The sequence below is a fragment of the Streptomyces sp. NPDC091371 genome, assembly GCF_040684275.1.
GTDB lineage: Bacteria > Actinomycetota > Actinomycetes > Streptomycetales > Streptomycetaceae > Streptomyces.
The window spans coordinates 4,698-23,843 of the sequence record NZ_JBFBFP010000026.1; the positions used below are offsets into that span (position 1 = coordinate 4,698).

At 74.8% G+C, this 19,146-nt stretch carries 14 protein-coding genes; 4 read left to right on the forward strand and 10 right to left on the reverse strand.

The window, feature by feature from the left end; all coding sequences use genetic code 11:
• Window positions 1–218 precede the first annotated feature (218 nt).
• The gene (locus AB0O21_RS25380) at window positions 219–2,171 is read left to right on the forward strand and encodes a LuxR C-terminal-related transcriptional regulator (RefSeq protein ID WP_365174279.1); all 1,953 of its coding nucleotides are present in this window, start codon (window positions 219–221) and stop codon (window positions 2,169–2,171) included.
• Window positions 2,162–3,835 carry an AMP-binding protein gene (locus tag AB0O21_RS25385; protein ID WP_365174282.1) on the forward strand — a complete coding sequence of 558 codons (1,674 nt, stop codon included), beginning with the start codon at window positions 2,162–2,164 and terminating at the stop codon, window positions 3,833–3,835. Before AB0O21_RS25380 ends, AB0O21_RS25385 begins: the two co-directional genes overlap by 10 nt.
• A gap of 357 nt (window positions 3,836–4,192) precedes the next feature.
• Here AB0O21_RS25385 and AB0O21_RS25390 read toward each other — a convergent pair whose 3' ends face one another.
• The 3 genes from AB0O21_RS25390 to AB0O21_RS25400 form a co-directional block, all read right to left on the reverse strand.
• The gene (locus AB0O21_RS25390) at window positions 4,193–5,155 is read right to left on the reverse strand and encodes a polyprenyl synthetase family protein (RefSeq protein WP_365174284.1); all 963 of its coding nucleotides are present in this window, start codon (window positions 5,153–5,155) and stop codon (window positions 4,193–4,195) included.
• Window positions 5,156–5,574: 419 nt separating this feature from the next.
• The gene (locus AB0O21_RS25395; protein ID WP_365174286.1) at window positions 5,575–8,322 is read right to left on the reverse strand and encodes a LuxR family transcriptional regulator; all 2,748 of its coding nucleotides are present in this window, start codon (window positions 8,320–8,322) and stop codon (window positions 5,575–5,577) included.
• Between the two features lie 153 nt (window positions 8,323–8,475).
• A complete protein-coding gene (locus AB0O21_RS25400) occupies window positions 8,476–9,318 on the reverse strand; it encodes a metallophosphoesterase (RefSeq protein WP_365174288.1) in 843 nt (280 codons plus the stop codon).
• Between the two features lie 304 nt (window positions 9,319–9,622).
• Between AB0O21_RS25400 and AB0O21_RS25405 the strand changes: the two genes are divergently transcribed.
• Window positions 9,623–10,384, forward strand: coding sequence for a 4'-phosphopantetheinyl transferase superfamily protein (locus AB0O21_RS25405; RefSeq protein ID WP_365174290.1), 762 nt, complete (start codon window positions 9,623–9,625; stop codon window positions 10,382–10,384).
• Window positions 10,385–10,400: 16 nt separating this feature from the next.
• On the opposite strand, the gene AB0O21_RS25410 is transcribed toward AB0O21_RS25405, so the two are convergent.
• Window positions 10,401–10,550: a hypothetical protein gene (locus AB0O21_RS25410; RefSeq protein WP_365174292.1), complete on the reverse strand. Its 150-nt coding sequence runs from the start codon at window positions 10,548–10,550 to the stop codon at window positions 10,401–10,403.
• Window positions 10,551–10,794: 244 nt separating this feature from the next.
• Between AB0O21_RS25410 and AB0O21_RS25415 the strand changes: the two genes are divergently transcribed.
• Window positions 10,795–11,838, forward strand: a complete 1,044-nt coding sequence (locus AB0O21_RS25415) for a hypothetical protein (protein WP_365174294.1) — start codon at window positions 10,795–10,797, stop codon at window positions 11,836–11,838.
• An 18-nt stretch (window positions 11,839–11,856) separates the two neighbouring features.
• On the opposite strand, the gene AB0O21_RS25420 is transcribed toward AB0O21_RS25415, so the two are convergent.
• From AB0O21_RS25420 to AB0O21_RS25445, 6 genes are read right to left on the reverse strand one after another with little or no spacing between them, the layout of a single operon-like run.
• The gene (locus AB0O21_RS25420; protein ID WP_365174296.1) at window positions 11,857–12,711 is read right to left on the reverse strand and encodes a 4'-phosphopantetheinyl transferase superfamily protein; all 855 of its coding nucleotides are present in this window, start codon (window positions 12,709–12,711) and stop codon (window positions 11,857–11,859) included.
• Complete coding sequence (locus tag AB0O21_RS25425) at window positions 12,708–12,953, reverse strand: phosphopantetheine-binding protein (protein WP_365174299.1); 246 nt, start codon at window positions 12,951–12,953, stop codon at window positions 12,708–12,710. Before AB0O21_RS25425 ends, AB0O21_RS25420 begins: the two co-directional genes overlap by 4 nt.
• Complete coding sequence (locus AB0O21_RS25430) at window positions 12,950–14,842, reverse strand: HAD-IIIC family phosphatase (protein ID WP_365174301.1); 1,893 nt, start codon at window positions 14,840–14,842, stop codon at window positions 12,950–12,952. The genes AB0O21_RS25425 and AB0O21_RS25430 overlap by 4 nt, the downstream gene beginning before the upstream one ends.
• Before the next feature lie 7 nt (window positions 14,843–14,849).
• Window positions 14,850–15,863: a 3-oxoacyl-ACP synthase III family protein gene (locus AB0O21_RS25435; protein WP_365174304.1), complete on the reverse strand. Its 1,014-nt coding sequence runs from the start codon at window positions 15,861–15,863 to the stop codon at window positions 14,850–14,852.
• Window positions 15,860–18,820: a beta-ketoacyl synthase N-terminal-like domain-containing protein gene (locus tag AB0O21_RS25440; protein ID WP_365174307.1), complete on the reverse strand. Its 2,961-nt coding sequence runs from the start codon at window positions 18,818–18,820 to the stop codon at window positions 15,860–15,862. The genes AB0O21_RS25435 and AB0O21_RS25440 overlap by 4 nt, the downstream gene beginning before the upstream one ends.
• Window positions 18,820–19,140: an acyl carrier protein gene (locus tag AB0O21_RS25445; protein WP_365174309.1), complete on the reverse strand. Its 321-nt coding sequence runs from the start codon at window positions 19,138–19,140 to the stop codon at window positions 18,820–18,822. Before AB0O21_RS25445 ends, AB0O21_RS25440 begins: the two co-directional genes overlap by 1 nt.
• Between the last annotated feature and the right edge of the window lie 6 nt (window positions 19,141–19,146).

Below are 19,146 nucleotides of genomic sequence, written 5' to 3' on the forward strand. Positions count from 1 at the left end.
CGGCGCGGAACGACAGTGCGCAAGGCGACGGCGCGCGGAACGACAGTGCGCAAGGCGACGGCGCGCGGAACGACAGTGCGCAAGGCGACGGCGCGCGGAACGACAGTGCGCAAGGCGACGGCGCGCGAGGCGACGGTGGGCGAGGCGAGGGCTCGCAGGGCGACGGCGTACGGTCCGACGGCCAACGGGACACCTGCCGAGGGGATGGCGGCGGGCGGGTGCTGCTGGTGCTCGACGGGTGCGATCACGAGGCGCGGGCGGCCGCCGCCGCGGCCGTCGTGGGCCTCGCGGACGACGCGCGGGTGGTGGTGCTGGCCACGGCCGTGGAGCCGCTCGGGGTGTACGGGGAACAGCTGTTGCCGCTCGCGCCGCTGCCCGTCCCCGGCGCACGTGCGGAGGGAGAGCCGCACGACGCGGCGTCCGTGGCGCTGTTCGTGCGCCGGGCCCGGGACGCCGATCCGTCGTTCGCGCTGACCCTGGAGAACGCCGGGGCCGTCGCCGAGATCTGCACGCTGCTCGGCGGCCTGCCGCTCGCGCTCGAACTCGCCGCGCTGCGGCTGCGGTTGCTGCCCGCGCACCTGCTCGCCGCCCGGCTGCGCGGCGGCCGTACGACCGTGCTCGCCGGCGGCCCGGCGAACGCGCCCGAGCGGCACCGTTCGCTCGCCGCGCTCGCCGAGTGGAGCTGCCGCGGCCTGGACCCCGCGGCCCGCACCCTGCTGGGGCGGCTCTCGGTGTACGAGCCCGGCTTCGGCCTGGCCGCGGCGGGGCTCGCGGAGGAGGAGGGCGTCGAGCCGCTGATGGACCGCGGGCTGCTCGCGGTGGTCGAGGAGGAGCGGGGCGAGCTGCGGCTGGCGGTGACCGAGCCCGTACGGTCCTACGCGCGCGCCGAGTTGGCGGAGGCGGGCGGCGAGGCCCCGGCACTGGACGCGCACGCCGAGCGCTACCGGCGGCTGGTGGCCGCCGCGCTGCCGGGGCTGGCCGGGACCGGTCAGGACCGGCTGCTGCGGGAGTCGGCGGCCGAGGCCGCGAACGTGCGCGCGGCGCTGCGCCGGCTGCGCGCGCGGGGCGACGGCGAGGCGGCCGCGGCCATGGTGCTGGGCTGCCACCTGCCGTGGCTGGCGCAGGGGCGGCTGCGGGAGGGCCTGGAGTGGTGCGACGCGTTCGCCGAGGGCGGGGGGCAGCAGCTCCCGGAGGCCCTGCGGGCCCGGCTGGCCGACCTTTCCGGGGTGTTCGCGCTCGCGCTGGGCGATCCGCAGGAGGCCGTACGCCGCCACCGGCACGCGCTCTCGCTCGGCAAGGGCGTCGGCGACCGCCGGCAGAACGCCCTCGCCTCCGTCCGGCTCGGCACGGCCCTGCTGAGGTCCGGTGACATGCCGGGCGCCCGCGCCGTGCTGGTGACCGCCGTCAGCGCCCTGACCGCGATGGGGGTCACCGGCGGAACCGCCGAGGCGGCCGCCTCGCTCGCCGCCGCCCTGCACGCCGAAGGCGACCGGCGCAAGGCGCTCGACATGCTGGAGCGGGCCGAGGAGGCCTTCCGCCGGATCCGGGACGGGCGCGGCCTGGCGGGCGCCCTGCGGACCGCGGCCGCGATGGCACTGGAGGGCGACGAGCCGGACCGGGCCGAAGCAGCGCTGCGGGAGGCCCTGAGACTGTACGAGGCCGTCAACGAGCGGACCGAACTCCCCTCCCTCCTCGAGGAGTTCGCCCTGCTCCTGCTCCGCACCTCGCCCGCCCAGCGGCCGCGTGCCGTCCGGCTGCTGGCGGCGGCGGACGCCCTGCGGGGGGAAACCGGCGCGGAGGTGCCGCAGGAGTGGCGCTCCGAGGCCGAACGGGCCCGTACGGAACTGAGCTCCCGGCTGGACTGGACCGACTTCGCCACCGCGTGGGCGGAGGGCGTACGGATGACGGCGCCGATGGCGGTGGCGGAGGCCCTGTCGGCGCCCGCGCCCTCGCACCGCCCGGCGGCCGGGTCGGCGGCCGAGGCGCCGTCCCTCACCCCGCGCCAGGTCCAGGTGGCGTTGCTGGTGTCCGAAGGCCTGACCAACCGTCATATCGCGGCCCGGCTGGACATCTCCGAGTGGACGGTGGTGAACCACGTCCGCCAGGTGATGCGCCGGCTCGGCTGCACTTCGCGGGTGCAGGTGGCCGGGGCGGTGGGCCGATGGGCCTGACCCACGGCACGGTGGAACGCCGCGTCCTGGAGCTGACCGCGCCCGCCGAGGTGACGGCCCGCTTCCGGGCGGCCGGCTGGTGGCGGCCGGAAACCTTCCTCGACGACCTCTACCGTACGGCGGCCGCCGCGCCCGAGCGGCCCGCGATCGTCTCGGAACGCGCACTGCTGCCGGCCGGCCGAAAGCGAGTCACTCTCACGTACGCCCAACTCGCCCTGTACGTCGACCGGTTCGCGGCAGCATTCACCTCCCTCGGTATCGCGCCGGGCGATCCGGTCGCCTACCAGCTGCCGAACTGGTGGGAGACGGCGGCACTCACCCTGGCCTGCCTGCGGGCCGGGGCGGTCGCGGTGCCCGTGCTGCCGACCGTACGGGCCCGCGGACTGCACCGGATCCTCGACGGCACGCGGGCCCGGGTGTGCGTGGTGCCGGACGCCTGGGAGGGCTTCGGGCACGCCGAGGCCCTCTCCGAACTCGCCCCGGCACTCCCATGGCTGCGCCACCGGGTGGTCCTCGGGGACGCGGCGGCGACCGGGGCGATCGACTTCGACGGGTACTTCGCGCGCACCGCCCACGAGCGGACCGAGGCGGGCCGGCGCAGCAGGCCGCTGCCGGGGCAGGCCGACCGGCCCTCGCTGCTGATCAGCGTCATGGGGCTGCGGGACTCGTACACCTCGGTCCTGCACTCCCCCGACACCCTCTACGCCAACCTCTCCGCCCAGCACCATCCGGACGGCCCGGGCCGGCGGCCCCGCGAGGCGTTCCTGAGCACCCTCCCGCTGACCTCGCTGGCCTCGCTGATCTACACGGTGTGCTGGCCGCTGGCGGTGGGCGGGACGGGCGTCTACCAGGACGTGTGGGATCCGGGCCGGTGCCTGGACCTGATGGCGGCGGCCGGGGTCGACCAGGTCTATGCCGAGCCGGCCTACTTCGCGGAGCTGCTCACCACGCAGCGGCGCCGGCCCCGCCCGCTGGAGCGGCTGCGGCTGATCCTCTCGGGGGGCCGCACGAGCACACCGGAGCCGCTCGCGGCCGAACTGCGGGAGGTGTTCGGGGTGCCGGTGCTGTCCGCGTGGGGGGCACCGGAGCTGGGCATGGGCACGCTGTCGGCGTCGGGGGTCGAAGTGCCGCTGCGGGGGCTGGAACTGTCCGCCGAAGGCGCCTCGCTCAAGGTCCGCGGGCCATCGGTCGCCCTGGCCACGTGGCCGCACGGCGCTCCGGCCCCGGTGTCCACCTGGGAGGACGGGGACGGCTGGCTGGACACCGGCGACCTGGCGGCCGCCGACCCGCGGGGCGGGATCCGGGTGCTGGCCAGGGCCGGGACGCGGACCGGCGCGATCTTCATGGTGCCGGTCGCCGAGGTGGAGGCGGGCCTCCTGACCCACCCCCGGGTGCGGGAGGCCGCGGTGGTCGCCTACACCGACCCGGAGCACGGGGAGCTGCCCTGCGCGGTCGTGGTCCCGGCCGCGCGGGAGCGCCCGCCGGGGCCGGCCGAGCTGCGCGAGCACCTGACGGCGCTGGGCGTCTCGGAGGCGTTCCTGCCGACGCGGCTGGAGATCGTCGGGGCCCTGCCGCGCGACGAACACGGCCATGTCCGGCACGCCGCCCTCCGCACGTGGCTCACCCGCCTCAGGCCTGGCGGCCCGCGCCCGGCCCCGGAGTAGGGGCGCCGCGCCTCCGCCGGGGTCGGGTGTGCGGTGGGGCGCCCCCGCAGGGCGTCGAACTGGGCCGCCCTCGGCCCTCCGGCCCCTGGAAACGTTCGACGCCCGAGGAGACGCCCCGGCGCGCGCCCGGCCCCGGCGGCCGCCTGCGCGCGGGCCGCTGCGCGGGGCCTTCCCCCACCCCGCCCCTTCCCGAAACCGGGCTCTGCCCGGACCCGGTCCTCAAACGCCGGACGGGCTGAAGGGTGCGGCCCGGCCGGAAAGACCCGGGGCTCCGCCCCAGACCCCGGTCCTCAAACGCCGGACGGGCTGAAGGGTGCGCCGGACGGGCTGGAGGGTGCGGCACGGCCGGTTCGGCGGTCAGGGCTCGCAGCCGGCGACTCGGCGGGCGAAGGCCATGAGTTCCGTGCGCCAGCGGGGGTCGATCGGGGCGCCGGTCACCGCAGCGTCCGCGCGGTCCAAGAGTCCCGCGATGGTCTCCTCCGCGGTGTCGCGGGCCCGGGCGTCGAAGAAGATGTCGCGCAGGAACTGGGCGTCGCCGTCGAAGCCGGGGCCGCCGCGCAGGAAGCCGCGGATCCGCCAGGCGCCGTGCAGGGCCCGCGCGTACTCCTCGTACGTCTCGCGCAGGTCCTCCCGCCCGGCGAGCGCGGCGCCGATCAGCAGCGCGTGGCGCAGCCCGTACCAGCCCGCCCCGCAACCGCTCCCGCAGCCCTGGAGGCACTGGCCGGGCCAGGCGTCGTCGAGGTACTCGGTCGCCGCGGCGGCCTCCGCGTGGGCGCCGATGGCCCGCTCGGTGCGCAGGTCGTCCCACAACTGCCAGGCCTCGTGCGGGAGCCGGACCGCCAGCCGGTCCCCGTAGGCGAGGGCGAGGTCCCCCGCGAGGACGGCCGTGCCCTCCCCGAAGCGGCGGGACTCGCCGCGCCAGCCGTTGCGCTCGTGCTCGGCGGCGTGGCTGATGTGCAGGGTGGGGATGCCGCGGCGGAGCGTCGCGTTCTCGCGTACGTCGTCGCGGATCATCAGGCAGGTGTCGAGGAGTTCGAGCGCGGCGGACGCGGCCACGGCGTCGTCGCCGTCCGGGTCGCCGCCGGCCGCGAGGTAGCCGGTGAGGCAGATGACCGGGTGGGCCCGCTCGGCGCCGGCCTGGACGAGTTCGGCCACGCCCGCCACCAGTACGGCGCTGCGGGGGTCGGACGTACGGCGGGTCCGGTGCTCCTCGGCGAGCAGCCGGGCGAGGCGTTCCTCGACGCGGTCGAGCATCGCGTCCCGCATCTGTCCGGGTGTCGCCGTCCGCCACGGCTGGTCGTGCATGGGTGTGGTGGTCATGGTGCGTGCCCTCCCTGGTGGGCTGCGGCTCATGACCCGACCTTCCGGCACGGGGGTCGCGGGAGCGAGCGCGGGAGGCTGGAGCGGGGGAAACCGGTGGGGGGAGGGGGTGCGGGGCGCCAGTTGTCTGCCAGGGGCTGCCGGGGGCGGGGGGACCTTGCCATCACCTTGCCATGCCGCGTGCGCTGGCCCGGGCAGGGGGAGCTCCACAGGTTCCGGACCCGCGCCTCAAACGCCGGCGAGGCTGAAAGACCCTGGGGCTCCGCCCCAGACCCCGCTCCTCAAACGCCGGAGGGCTGAACGTTCCAGCCGTCCGGCGCTTGAGGACGGGGTCCGGGCAGCGCCCGGGGAACGGTGGAAGGGCGGGGCGGGGAGGGGCTCCGCGCAGCGGGACCAGCGCCCCCGGACTCCCGGCGGGGCTACGCGAACTCGGCCACGCCCAGGTGGAAGTCGACCGGGAGGGCCTGGCGGCCCGGGATCTCCAGTTTGCGGTAGACGCGGGTGAGGTGTTGTTCCACCGTGCTCACCGTGATGTACAGCTTCTGCGCGATCTCCCGGTTGGTGTGGCCGTGCACGGCCAGCAGGGCCACCCGCTTCTCCGATTCGCTGAGGCTCGCCACCAGGTCGGCGTGCGGGGCCTCGGAGGTCTCCGGGGTCGCGGGGCCGTCTCCCGTGTGGCCGGGGAGGATCTTCACGCACAGGGCCTCCGCGCCGCATTCCTTCGCCACGTGCCAGGCCCGGCGGTTGACCATCGCCGCGCGGGCCGGTTCGCCGAGTTCCCGCAGGACCTGGCCGAAGTCGCCCATGGCACGGGCCAGTTCGTACTGGTCGCCGGAGCGGTGCAGGTCGTCGACGGCCTTCGTGAGCAGCGCCTGGCGTTCCTTCGGCTCGCGCAGGGACGCCCGCAGGCGCAGGGACATGCCCCGGACCCAGGGGTCGGCGGCGTCCCGGGTGGTGAGCTGGTCGGCGAGGAAGCGGTCGGCCTGGTGGGATTCGCCGAGCCGGAGCAGGGCTTCCGCCGCGTCGGCCCGCCAGGGCAGCACCCGCGGGCGGTCCAGGCCCCAGCGCTTCATGTGGCGGCCGATGTCGAGGAAGTCGCCGAGGGCCGCGTGGAACCGGCTCGTGGCCAGGGCGTAGTGGCCGCGGGCCCGCAGGTACGCCAATCCGTGGATGCTGCCGGTCAGTTGCGCGGGGACGGGCCGGCTGAGTACGGCCGCGGCCTCCTCGGGGCGGCCCATGGCGGTGAAGGCCCGCACCAGGGTGCCCGCGACGGCGCTCAGCTGGATGCCGCCGCCGCGCGCGGGCGCGGCCGACAGTACGGCCTCGGCGGCCGCGGCGGCGCCGGTGAGGTCGCCGAGGCGCAGCCTGGCCTCGGCGAGCAGGCCGGCGAAGACGGCCTGCCAGCCGGTGGCGCCGCGCCGCTCCGCCTGTTCGGCGAACGCCTCGCACCAGGGCAGGGCCCGGCCGGCCCCGTCCAGGTAGAGGAGGGTCCGCAGGGCTTGGACGGCCGGCTCGACGGTGCCTTCGGCCAGGGTGGCGCCGCGCAGGAACAGGTCGGCGGCCTGTGCGGCGGCGCCTTCCTCGGCTTCCACCGGGAGGGCCCACAGGGCGGCGGGGTGGACGGCTCCCCGGGCGCCGCGGCCCGCCGGGTGGGTTCCCGGCTCGGTGGGGGCTCCGCGGCGGCGGGAGGCTCCCCACTGGGGGAACGCCGACAGCCCGTCGAGCGGGTCCTCGCCGGGGATGTCCCCCACGGGCTGCCTGCGATCGCGGTCGCGGTCGGTGCCTGCGTGGCGGGCCTCGCCGGGGTGGCGGCCCTCGCCCGCCGCGAGTCGTTCCAGGACCTCCGTGGATTCGTCGATGCGGCCCTGCGCGGCCAGGGCGCGGGCGAGCGGCCCGAGGGCGCGCGGTTGCAGCCGGCCGGCGGCCAGGGCGGCGAGGGGTTCCGCGAGGTGGCGTTCGGCGGCGGCGGGGTCGGTGCGTCCCACGACGACGCTGAGCCGGACGCTGACTTCGGCGCGCCGGGCGTCGTCCGGGCACGCCTCGTGGGCGAGCCGCAGCAGGGCGGTGGCCTCGGTGAGGGCGCCGTCGGCCACGTGCTGGTCGGCCGCGGAGCGCAGGACGGGCAGGGCCCATTCCTCGCCGGTGTGCCCCGCGGCGAGGAGCTGGCCCGCGACGGCGGTGTCGGGGGCGCCCGCGGCGCGGGCCAGCAGGGCTGCTTCCCGGTGCAGGGCGCGGCGGGCCGCCGGGTCCATCCGGTCGAGTACGGCGGCGCGTGCGGCCGGGTGGCGCAGTCCCTGCCCGGGCTCCGCGGCGAGCAGGCCCGCGGCGTCGAGGGCGGCCAGGGCCCGGGTGGCGGCGGATTCGGTGGCGCCGGTGAGCCGGGCGACGTGCGGGGCGCTCGCCAGGGTGTCGAGTACGGCGATGGCCTCGGCCAGTTCGGTCGTGGCGGAGCCGCAGCGGTGCAGGCAGGCGAGTACGGCCTGGGCGTAGGCCTCGCCGGGCATGTTCCCACGGTCCTGGAGCAGCGCCCGCAGCAGCAGCGGGTTGCCTCCGCTGGCCCGGTGCAGCCGGCCGGTCTCGGCTTCGGGGCGGTCGGGCAGCATCGTGCGGATCGCGTCGGGCGTGAACCGTTCCAGGCGCAGGCGTACGAAGTGCGGGAGCCGGAGCAGTTCGGTGCGCAGCAGCGGGTCGTCGGCGCGTTCGTGGACGGATTCGGCGAGGACGAGGAGGACCTTGGCCTGCCGGGTGCCGCGCGTGAGGTGGAGCAGGTAGCGGCTGGAGAGTTCGTCGACGTGGTGGAGGTCGTCGACGCAGACCACCACCGGTGCGGCGGTGCTGAGTTCGCGGACGGCGGCGGCGAACTGCCGCATGGTCTCGACCCGTCCCGCCTCGTCCGGCGCGGGCGGCGACGGCAGTGCTCCGGCCGGGGCGTCGGCGGTCAGCTGGCGGAGTACGCCCAGCGGGTGGTCCCGTTCGCCGGCCGTTCCCATGGCGCGCAGGACGACGCCGCCGCGGCTTTCGGCATTCACGGCCACGGTTTCGAGGAATTCACTCTTTCCGCAGCCGACCGCGCCTTCGATGAGAAGTAATCCGGAATTTCCTTCTGTGCAGCCGTCGATCAGCGCATTCAAAAGAGACAGTTCCTCGGCGCGGCGGAACAACACCATAAGATCCCCCAGTGTCCCCGTTCCGTGCGTCCGAAAACGGGAGCGCGAGTCGGATACGGGGCTGATCGAGCAGTGCTTGAGAGAGAATCGAGAATTCGGCACCAGTCTATGGGCCGGGTCGGCGTCCTCACGGTGTCCGGAAGTTGCCAGACATCAATCCCCGGGCCCGGCGGGGAAGATCCGCCGCGGGACGCCCTGCGGGCGGCCCGGGGTGCGGCGCTCGCGGGGGTAGCCGACGGAGACCTCTTCGAAGCGCACGCCGTCGTACCAGGTGGTGCGCGGGATGTGCAGGTGTCCGTAGACGACGGCGGCGGCCCTGAACCGGAGGTGCCAGTCGGCGGTGAGCTCGGTGCCGCACCACTGGGCGAACTCGGGGTGCCGCAGGATCCGGGTGGGGGTGCGGACCAGCGGGAAGTGGTTGACCAGTACGGTGCGCAGCTCGGGGTCGCAGGCCGCCAGCCGCTGTTCGGTGGCGGCCACCCGGGCCCGGCACCAGGCCTCGCGCGAGGGGTAGGGGTCCGGGTGCAGCATGAACTCGTCGGTGCAGACCACCCCGGCCTCGTACGCCTGCTCCAGCGCCTGTTCCTTGGTGGCGGCGGTGGGCGTGCGGAAGCTGTAGTCGTACAGCAGGAAGAGGGGGGCCACGACGAGCGGCCCGCCGGGGCCCGACCAGACGGGATAGGGATCCTCGGGCGTGTGTACGCCGTATGACCGGCAGATTTCGACCAACCGCCGGTAGCGGGCATCTCCACGCAGGGGCAGCGGATCGTCTCGAAGGGTCCAAAGGTCGTGGTTTCCGGGCGCCCAGACCACGCTCGCATACCGCTGAGTGAGACGGTCGAGCACCCATCGCAGATCGTCCGGTGACTCTCCGACGTCACCGGCCACGATGAGCCAGTCGGCGGGGCTGTCGGGATACAGCTCCTCGACGATCCGGCGGTTCTCCGGGAATGCCACATGCAGGTCGCTGATGCCCATGAGGTTTCCGTGCGGCATTCACCAAGGATGGATGGCTGCTCCTGATGTGAACACCCCTGCTCCGCCCCTGAATTGGTGGCGGATGCCCATGTGCGGGCGTATGGCGGGGGGGGGATGGCAGGGGGATGGCAATGCCGGCGGCGGGGGTGGCAGGCCTCGGGCAGGCGGGGTGCGCGCGGGCCGCCGGATGGCAGCGGGCGGGGAGGAAGCCGGGGTTCCGGTGGGTCGGCCGGGCCGGCGGGTGCCTTCCGCGCTGGTCGGGGCGGGGCGGCGGCGGGAGCGTGGGAGCTGTCAGACCGACACACCGACCCGAGGGAACGCCGTGCTCACGAAGCTCCTGCCCCCGAACGTCGCCACCGCCGAGGCCACTGCCGACCCGAGCCCCGACGAGCTGTTCCTCTTCCCCGAGGAGGAGGCGCTGATCCGCAACGCCGTCCCGAAGCGGCGCCTGGAGTTCGGCACGGTGCGCTGGTGCGCCCGCCGCGCGATGGGCGCGCTGGGGGTGGAGCCGGCCGCGGTGGTGCCGGGCCGGCGCGGTGTCCCGCAGTGGGCGCCGTCGGTCGTGGGGTCGATGACGCACTGCGCGGGCTTCCGGGGGGCGGCGCTCGCCCGGGCGGAGGAGTTCGCCGCGGTGGGCATCGACGCGGAGCCGAACGCACCGCTCCCGGAGGGGGTGCTGGAGTCGATCGCGCTGCCGCAGGAGCTGCGCCGGACCCGGGAGCTGGAGCGGGCGGCGCCGGAGATCGCGTGGGACCGGCTGCTGTTCAGCATCAAGGAGGCGGTCTACAAGACCTGGTTCCCGCTGACCGGCCAGGAGTTGGACTTCACCGACGCGCTGGTCAGCGTGGACGCGGGGCAGGAGACGTTCCGCGCGCGGCTGCTCCCGGCGCCCGAGAGCCTGTCCCCGGCCGGGCCGACCGCGTTCAGCGGTCGCTGGTCGGCGGAGCGGGGCGTGCTGTTGAGCGCCATCGCGGTACCGGCCCGCAGGCCGGCCGCGGCGGGCGCCCCGGCACACGGCAGCGCTCCCCGCATCTGCCGTGCAGGGAGCGCTTGCCGAGAAGGGGACCTGACCGGAACGACCTGACCGGAGCGGGATCAGGTCAAGTCCACTGGTCGTCCTCCGGCCCGTCCAGGGTCACCGGAAGGATCCGGTCCCAGACCACCGGGAGGAATCCCTCCGCCGACGCCGTCGTGCCGGACCCCGCGGACGCGCCCTGTGCCACCAGGCCGGACATGGACTGCGCCCCCATAACAGCCGTAACGATACCGGCAAGTAAGGTCAAGGAAATCGAAAAGAATTTACCGGAAACTGCACTCACGACTTCCCCCAGTCGTTGATCGAGATCACCCCCACCTGCACCTTCGCCCGATATTTCCGGCTTTGGCGCGCCTGGGTGATGCGAATAGAGTGCTTGATATCGATCACACGCGCCAAGGCCTGTACGTTGGCGTAAAGTTACGTGGCAGCTATTACACCGATCAGTGGGGGCTGGCGTGTTCCAAGGGGAGGACGCGGATTCGGGGTTCGCCGAGCTGGACGACGTCAGCGCCGCGGCCTACGGTCTCGCCGTCGAGTACGGCCTCTTCGAGCGGGAGAAGATCGCCGACCAGCTGTCCCTCACCCCCGACGAGATCGCACGGGTCGAGCAGGTGCTCACCGGGGTCCGCCTGCTGCAGTCCATGCCGGGCCACCCCTGCCAACTGACCCCCGTCACACCCGATGTGGCCGCCGCCTCCCTCGTGGGCCCCGCCGAGCGGCAGATCCGCGACCTCCAGCAGGCGGTCACCGATGTCCGCGCCAAGCTGATGTCCCTGACGCCGCTGTACTTCGAAGGGCGCAGGCTGCGCAACCGGCTGGAGGCCTTCGACGTCATCAGCGATCCCTCCCGGATCCAGGCGCTGCTCGACCACCTGGGCCAGAACTGCACGACCGAGATGATGACCGTCCAGCCTGGCGGTGCGCGCCCGGCGGACCGGCTCGTGCAGGCCCGGGAGAGCGCCCTGTCCATCCTCGGCCGCGGGGTCCGGATCCGGACCATCTACCAGCACACCGCGCGCAACGACCTGCCCACCCGCTCGTACGTCCGCGACGTCACCCTCCAGGGCGCGGAGATCCGTACCGCCGACGAGGTCATCGACCGGCTGATCATCTACGACCGGGAAGTCGCCTTCCTGCCGGAACGCTCCGCCTGCGAGAACGTGGTACCCGGGGCGGCCATCGTCCGCGAGCCCACGCTCGTGGCGTTCCTGTGCGCCGTCTTCGAGTACCTGTGGGACGGCGCGTCCCCGTACGTCGTGGAGTCCCAGCGGTCCCCCGCCTCCTCCGACGAGTTGAAGTGGTCGATCATCCGGCTGATGACCAAGGGCTACAAGGACGAGATGGTCGCCCGCCGGCTCGGCATGTCGGTGCGCACCTGCCGCCGCCACATCGCCGAGATCACCGAGGAGTTGGAGGCGACCAGCCGGTTCCAGGCCGGCTACAACGCGGCGCGCCAGGAGATGCTCTCCGGCGAGGTGCCGACGCACTCCTTACCCTGATCCGCCGCGCGCCGCCCGTCACCGGCCGGCTTCGTGTTCCAGCGCCTCGGTGATCGCGTCCACGCAGTCCTGGTCGAGCATGGTCGTCACGTGGGCGTCCTGGAGCCTGCCGAAGCCCGCGTCGTACACCGCCGCGCTGACGACGTAGCCGCCGTCCAGCGGGAAGGTCCGGAAGATCCACTCCTCGCCGGTGCCGGCCGTGCCGTCCGGGCGCTGGACCCGGACGGGCCGGCCGTCCGGGCCGAAGCCGAACTCGGTGAAGCGGAACTGCATGCCCTGCCCGATCGCCTTGCTGTAGGCCTCCTTGAGCGTCCACAGCCGCACCAGCGCGCCGTTGCGCTCCTGCTCCGGCATCCCGGACAGCAGGACCGCCTCGTACGGGGTGCAGATGTGCCGGACGAGCCCGCCGCCGTACATGTCCCGGTCGGCGCGCTCGGCGTCCACGCCGATGAGCCCGCAGGTGGTCAGCCCGACGAGCAGCAGGTCCTCGGTGTGGCTGAGGCTGATGTCGATCTGGTCGCAGCCGCGCAGGTACGGACGGCCGGTCGGCCCGTACGCCAGTTCCAGGTCGGCTGGTTCGCTGGCGAGGACCGCGCCCGCGGCGTGCTTGAGGAGCATCCGGGAGGCGATGTAGCGGCCGCGCACGTCGGCGTGGGTGAGGTCGAGGTAGCGCGTCCAGTCGCGGCCGAGGAGCTCGCGCAGCTCGTCGCCGGAGGGCACGCCGGGCTCCAGGTCCTTCAGCCACGCGTAGACCAGCGCGGTGCCGTGGGTGGCGAGGTCGTCCCTGACCCTGTCCCACGAGTCGCCTCCCGGGACCACGGCGACGGGCTCACCGAGCGGTGGGCCGAGCGTGGGGCTGCCCGGGGCGGTCATCCGTGCTCCTTCACGAGTATGTGGATGTCCCGGAGGCTGTGCGCCTCCAGCAGACGGTGCACCGGTACGCGGTGGCCGGACTCCTCCAGGAGCGCCACCAGCCGGAGCAGGTTCAGCGAGTCCCAGCCGGGAAGGTCCGCCAGCGCGGCGTCCGCGCCGGCCGGGGTGTCGACGTCCAGGCCGAGGTCGTCGCGGACGGTCCGCAGGAACCCGTCGAGACTGTCCAGACTGTCGGGGCTCATCGACCGGCCTTCCCGGATTCGGTGACGCGTACGTGGCCGGGGACTTCCGGCAGCAGTGTCAGGTCATGGTGGAACTCCACCGGCCCGTCCCCGGGTTCCCCCGACACGCGGAGTTCGCGCGGGGCGAACCCGCTGGACGGGTAGAAGTCACGGGCCCGGTGATTGCGTGCGGTGGGTACGTAGCGGGCGCCCACCCCGGACGCGCCGTGATCGCGGGCGCTCCTCAACAGCACGGCGAGGCAGGCCTGTTCGATGCCCCGTCCGAGGACCCGGCAGCTGAGCCACATGTTGTCGAGGTGCCACTGCCGCCCGGTGACCGTGACCAGCAGGGCGCCGACCAGGCCGTTGTCGCCGAAGCGGTCGGCGCTGCGGGCCGCCAGCAGCAGGTGCCGCTCCGGGTCGGCTGCCAGGGCGGTCAGCCCGGCCTCCGAGTGGCCGCCGCCGGCAAGGTTGAACTGGTTGGTGCGCAGCGTCAGTTGGGAGATCCTGGCGAACTCGTGGGGGCGGGGCGGGCCGAGTTCCAGCCGGATGTCCAGGGCCCGCAGGAACTCCTCGTGCGAGCCCGAGTTCGCGTGCAGCTCCCGGCGCTCCCGCCGGACCCGGTACTCCCCCGTCCTGGCCCGGTCCTCGTCGGTCAGGCTCATCGTGTCGAACCAGCCGTCCGCCAGGAGCCGCGTCACGTGCAGCGCGGGCTCCTCGTCGAGCGCCACGACGGCCACCTCGGGCAGGCCGTGGCGCACCTGGGCGCGCTCGGCCGGCGAGTCGTCCACGAAGACGAGGGCGTCGGTGGCGAGGTCCAGCTGCCGGGCGATGTCGGCGAGGTTGGCGTCCTTCGGCTCCCAGTTGGCGTTGACCGCCACGAAGTCCGGCTCGCGCAGGACGAGATCGGGGTGCGCGGCGAGGGCCCGCAGCACCTGCTCGCGGTCGTTCTTGCTGCTGACGGCGAGCAGCACGCCCTGGGAGCCGAGCTGCTTGACGCACTTCTGGAAGGCCCCGAAGGCCTCTCCGCGCAGGGTGCCGGCGGCGGCGATCCCGTCGGGGCCCTCCTCGCCGAGGACGCCGTCCCACAGGGTGTTGTCCAGGTCGAGCACCAGGCACTTGCGGGTCGCGCCGCGCACCGCGCGGGCCAGGTGCGCGACCTCGCGCGCGTACGCGCCGAGGAGTTCCGCCCCGAGCTGCGCCTTGGCGTAGCGGGCGAGGCGGGGGTCGGTGACCGGGCCGCCTTCGCCGACGAGGGGGTCGAGGTCGATCACCACCAGCGCGGGCGCGGATGCGGTGAGCCGCAGCAGCCGGGCGTTGAACTCCCGCCACACGGCGCCGAGCAGGGCCCGGGAGCGGTGGTCGACGAGCTGGTGGGTGTGGGCGCGGGGCAGCGGGAGGGTGTTGAGCACGAAGGTCCCCGGGGCCGCCTCCGCGAGTGCGGCGCACCGGGCCAGTACCTCCTCGCCCGCGGCCGCCACGTCCTCGGGGCGCCACACGGCGGGGACCTGGGAGAAGAGGGTGTCGGCGTCCAGCAGGCACAGGGTGAGGTCCGGGGCCGCCGCGTGCAGCTCCGAGGAGGGGTCGGTCAGGTCGCGCAGGTAGGTGCCGTGCTCGCCGAGGACCGGCCGCAGGAGCATGCCGTGGCGGGCCAGTTCGCCCCGGAGCGGATCGATGACCTGGCCCACCGTGGACTGGCCGGTGACGGCCACGGTCACGACGGGGGTCGCCGGATGGTGGGCCAGTACGGCGTCGGGGTCGATCCCCCCGAGCAGCCGGCCGGCCGCGGCGGCGCCGGCCGTCCCACCGACCTCGTCCGGCTCCGCGAGCACCGTCGCGATCTCGTCGTACACCTTCTCCAGCAGGCCCCGCGTGCGCAGTTCGCGCAGCCGGTCCAGTCCCGTGGTCATGCGTCCCTCACACCTTCTCCAGGGCGAACCCGGCTCTGATCCACCTGCTGGACTCCACGCACAGGGCCACCGCCCGCTCGCCCGCCGCGAACTTCGGCAGCAGCCGGTCGAGTTGCAGGAACGGCAGGGCGTTGCCGGTGTTGCCGGTGTCCGCGACGCAGGAGACCTCGTGCGCGGGGCCGTCCGGGAGCCGTTCCACGATCCGCGCGGTCATCCGCTCGGAGAGCTGGGGCGGCAGCAGGAAGCCGACCTCGTCGAGGCTCCAGCCGAGCCCGCCGAGCAGCTCCCAGAGGATCTCCACGGAGATCGTGGGCACGTGTTCCTCGATCGCCTTGTAGTCCTCGGCGAGCATCCTGCGGCCGGAGTCGCGGTCGGTGGTTCCGTACCAGTCGAGGAGCTGGCCGGGCGGGCGGCCGCGGCCGGTCCAGGAGTTGAGCACCGCCCGGACGGCGATCCGCTCGCCCTCCGGTTCGTCGGTGAGTACGGCGGCCCCGGCCCCGTCGCCGAACAGGACGTAGTTGACGAGTTCCTCGGTGGGCAGCTTGGCGGTGTCCCGGCGGGGCGACAGGAAGCGGTGCGTGACGTCCCCGCCGATGACCAGGCCGGCCCGGCGGCCGCCCTGGATCAGGGTGCGGCCGAGGTCGAGGGCCTGGATCGCGCCGGAGCAGCCCGCCTGGATCTGGTAGACGGGCAGGTGGTCGAGGCCCAGCCGGTCGGCGACCTCGGTCGCGGTGGTCGGCAGGAGCGTGTCGGGGGTGGCGGTCGCGAGCACCAGGAACTCGATGTCGGCGGGGTCGAGCCCCGATGCGCGCACGGCCCGGGCCGCGGCCTCGGCGCACAGGTCGGCGAGGGAGCCGCGGACCTCGCCGGTCACCGGGTCCCAGCCGAAGTGCCGGGTCCTGGTGCCGACGAACAGGTCGATCCACTCCTCGCTGACGCCCAGCATCGCGCCGAGCGCGGCGTTGTCGACGGGGTCGCCGGGCAGTGCCGTGCCGGTCGCGGCGATGTGGACGGCCGTCATGCCGACCTCGCCGTGATCACGTCGCCGAGGAACTCGGCGAGGGAGCCGACCGAGCGCAGGGCCGGCAGCATCTGCTGTACGGACACCTCGCCGACCCGCGGAAGCCGGGCCTCCACCCGGTTCTTGAGCTGCATGATCATCACCGAGTCGAAGCCGAGGTCCTCGTGGAAGCGGGCCTCGCGCACCACCCGCTCCTCGGGATACCCGCCGACCTCGGTGACGGCCTGGACCACGGCCAGCAGCACCGGGTCGCAGCCGGGTACGGCCGCCGGCCCGGGCCGGCGTTCCGCCGCGGACGGCTGCTCCTCGCCCGCCGCGGGCGCCGGGGCGGGCGCCGGGGCGGGCGCGACCGTCGGCCGCCGGTCCCAGTAGCGCTGCGCGGACGAGAACACGTACGGGGCGAGCGGTTCGACGCTCCGGTGCTCCGGCGCGTACAGCTCCTCCCAGAGCGGGTCGAGTCCGCAGCGGTGGAGTTCCGCGAGGGCCTCCGCGAGCTCCCGGCCGGTCGCCCCCGGCTCCGGCGCGGGGTGCAGGAGTTCCACGCCGCAGGCGCGCCCGCCGCGGGCGGCGATCTGCAGGAGCTGGGTGCGCGGGCCGATCTCGATCAGATGGGTGGGGGCGATGTCGCGTACGAGCGCCCCCAGCGCGGTGTCCAAGAGCACGGGCTCCTCGATCTGGTCGGCCCAGTAGCCGGCGTCCATGAGTTCGTGGCGCAGCATCCGGCCGTGCCGGGTCGAGGCGACCGGCAGCGCGGGCGGCGCGCACCGCACGGAGGCGGCGCGCAGCCCGGCCGCCGCCGGGGCCATCAGGGGCGAGTGGAAGGCGTGCGCCACCGGGAGTTCCCTGACCCGGACGCCGCGCCCGGCGAGCTCCTTGCCGATCCGGGCCAGCGCGTCCAGGGGGCCGGAGAGCACGGTGTCCGCGGGGCCGTTCAGCGCGGCCACGACCACCTCCGGCTCCCCTTCCAGGGCCGGGGCGAGCGCGTCGGGGCCGGCGGCGGTGGCGAGCATGCCGCCGAGCGGGGGCAGTTCGCCCATCAGGCCGGCGCGGAGGGCCACCAGCCGGGCCGCCTCGTCCAGGTCGAGGGCGCCCGCGGTGACGGCCGCCGCGTACTCCCCGAGGCTGTGGCCCAGGACGGCGGCCGGGGTGACGCCGAGGGTGGTGAGCGTACGGGCGAGGGCGTAGCCGACGGCGAACAGGGCGGGCTGCGCGAACTCGGTCCGGCGCACGCGCTCGTCGCCGCCGAGGAGGAGGTCGCGCACCGAGGTGCCCAGGTGCGGGGCGAGCGCCTCGTCGGCCTCGCCGAGGTGGCGGCGGTAGGCCGGGGAGTCGTGGTGCAGGCCCGCGGTCATGCCGGGGAACTCGCTGCCCTGACCGGTGAAGAGGAAGGCCACGACGGGCCGGCCCCAGGGGCGGCCGCCGACGGCCCCGTCCGCCTTCGAGGCGCCGGTGGCCGGGGCGGCGGCCAGGCGCAGCCGCTCCACGAGCTCGCCGGTGTCGCGCACGGTGGCCGCGTACCGGTGCGGCAGGCCGGTCTTGATCCGGTTGCTGCTCCAGCACAGGGCGGCCGCGGCGCCCCGGGGGCGGGCGGCGATCGCCTCGGCCTGCGCGGCGAGGTTGCGGCGCAGTGCCTCGGGGGTGTCGGCGCTGACGGTGAACACGCCGACGGCGTGGGCGTCCGTACGGGCCCGGGCGGGCAGGGCCGCGGGGGTCCGGGGTGCGGCGGCGAGGACGGCGTGGGCGTTCGTGCCGCCCATGCCGAAGCTGCTGACCCCGGCGAGGTTCTCCCCGCGCGGCAGCCGCATCGGGGACTTCAGCAGCCGCAGGCCCCGCTCGCCGAGCCGCAGCCGGGAGTTCTCCCGCTCGGAGAACGGGCTGGCGGGGACGATGCGGTGGTGCAGGGCCAGGGCGGTCTTGATCAGCCCGGCGATGCCGGCGGCGCCCTCGGTGTGGCCCAGGTTGCCCTTGACGGAGCCGATCGCGCAGGGCGTGTCGCGCGGGACTCCGTGCACCGCGCCGAGCGCCGCGCACTCGATGGCGTCGCCGAGCACGGTGCCCGTGCCGTGGGCCTCCACGAAGGCGACCCGGTCGGGGGTGACCCCGGCGCGCCGGTAGGCGGAGTTCAGGACGCGCTCCTGCGACCAGCGGTTGGGGGCGATCACCCCGTTGCTGCGGCCGTCCTGGTTGACGGCGCTGCCGCGCAGGACGGCGTAGATCCGCTGGCCGTCGGCGAGGGCGTCGTCGAGGCGGCGCAGCACCACCAGGCCGACGCCGTCGCTGCGGCCGATCCCGTCGGCGTCGGCGCTGAAGGGCTTGCAGCGCCCGTCGGCGGCGGCCAGGCCGAGTTGTCCGTAGACCAGCCCCAGCGAGGGCGACAGCACGATGTTGACCCCGCCGGCCAGGGCGGTGTCGCACTCCTCGGCGAGCAGGGAGTTCGCGGCGAGGTGGACGGCGACGAGGGAGGAGGAGCAGGCCGTGTCGACGGCGAGGCTCGGGCCGGTGAAGTTGAAGTGGTACGAGATCCGGTTGGCGGCCATCCCGGCGCTGCTTCCGGCGCCGAGCAGCGGGGTGACGCGGGCGAGGTCGCTCATGGTGAGCCGGCCCCATTCGCCGCCCATCACGCCGACGAACACGCCGGTCTCGGTGCCCGCGAGGTCCCCGGGGGCGCGGCCCGAGTCCTCCAGGGCCCGCCAGGCGCAGGGCAGCAGCAGCCGGTGGTGCGGGTCCATCGCGGCGGCCTCGCGCGGGGTGACGGAGAAGAAGTCGCTGTCGAAGACATCGGCGTCGTCGATGAAACCGCCGCTGTCGCCGGCCGCGGGGAAGTCCGCTGCTTCCCAGCGCTGCCCGGGGACGGGGCCGGTGCCGGCCCCGCCGCGCATCAGCAGGTCCCAGTACGCCCGCACGCCCGCCGCCCCGGGAAACGCGCAGTCGATCCCGACGATGGCGATGTCCCCCATCAGCGCTGGTCCCGCACGGGGGCCGCGGCCGCGGGCACGTCGGGGAGCACGGCCGTCAGGTGGCGGACCAGGCTCGCCACGGTCGGGAAGTCCCACAGCAGGGTGGGCTCCACCTCCAGGTCGAACTCCTCCTCCAGGTCGCCGCACAGGCTGAGGGCGGCCACGGAGTCCATGCCGTACTCGGCGAGGGGCACGGTCGGGTCGATGGTCTCGGGTGCCCGCCGCAGGTAGAGGGAGAGGCGGGCCGACAGCCACTCGTACACGCCGTCGGCCTTCGCGGTGTCGGCGGCCACGGCGGGCCGGCCGGTGGGAATGCTCATGACGGG

Bases quoted from the DNA above. Each gene is read 5' to 3' on its own strand.
- AB0O21_RS25425 (WP_365174299.1), bottom strand. From the start codon at position 12,953: ATGAGCCCCGACAGTCTGGACAGTCTCGACGGGTTCCTGCGGACCGTC.
- AB0O21_RS25400 (WP_365174288.1), bottom strand. From the start codon at position 9,318: ATGCCGCACGGAAACCTCATGGGCATCAGCGACCTGCATGTGGCATTC.
- AB0O21_RS25420 (WP_365174296.1), bottom strand. From the start codon at position 12,711: ATGACCGCCCCGGGCAGCCCCACGCTCGGCCCACCGCTCGGTGAGCCC.
- AB0O21_RS25435 (WP_365174304.1), bottom strand. From the start codon at position 15,863: ATGACGGCCGTCCACATCGCCGCGACCGGCACGGCACTGCCCGGCGAC.
- AB0O21_RS25410 (WP_365174292.1), bottom strand. From the start codon at position 10,550: ATGGGGGCGCAGTCCATGTCCGGCCTGGTGGCACAGGGCGCGTCCGCG.
- AB0O21_RS25430 (WP_365174301.1), bottom strand. From the start codon at position 14,842: ATGACCACGGGACTGGACCGGCTGCGCGAACTGCGCACGCGGGGCCTG.
- AB0O21_RS25440 (WP_365174307.1), bottom strand. From the start codon at position 18,820: ATGGGGGACATCGCCATCGTCGGGATCGACTGCGCGTTTCCCGGGGCG.
- AB0O21_RS25395 (WP_365174286.1), bottom strand. From the start codon at position 8,322: ATGGTGTTGTTCCGCCGCGCCGAGGAACTGTCTCTTTTGAATGCGCTG.
- AB0O21_RS25390 (WP_365174284.1), bottom strand. From the start codon at position 5,155: ATGACCACCACACCCATGCACGACCAGCCGTGGCGGACGGCGACACCC.
- AB0O21_RS25385 (WP_365174282.1), top strand. From the start codon at position 2,162: ATGGGCCTGACCCACGGCACGGTGGAACGCCGCGTCCTGGAGCTGACC.
- AB0O21_RS25445 (WP_365174309.1), bottom strand. From the start codon at position 19,140: ATGAGCATTCCCACCGGCCGGCCCGCCGTGGCCGCCGACACCGCGAAG.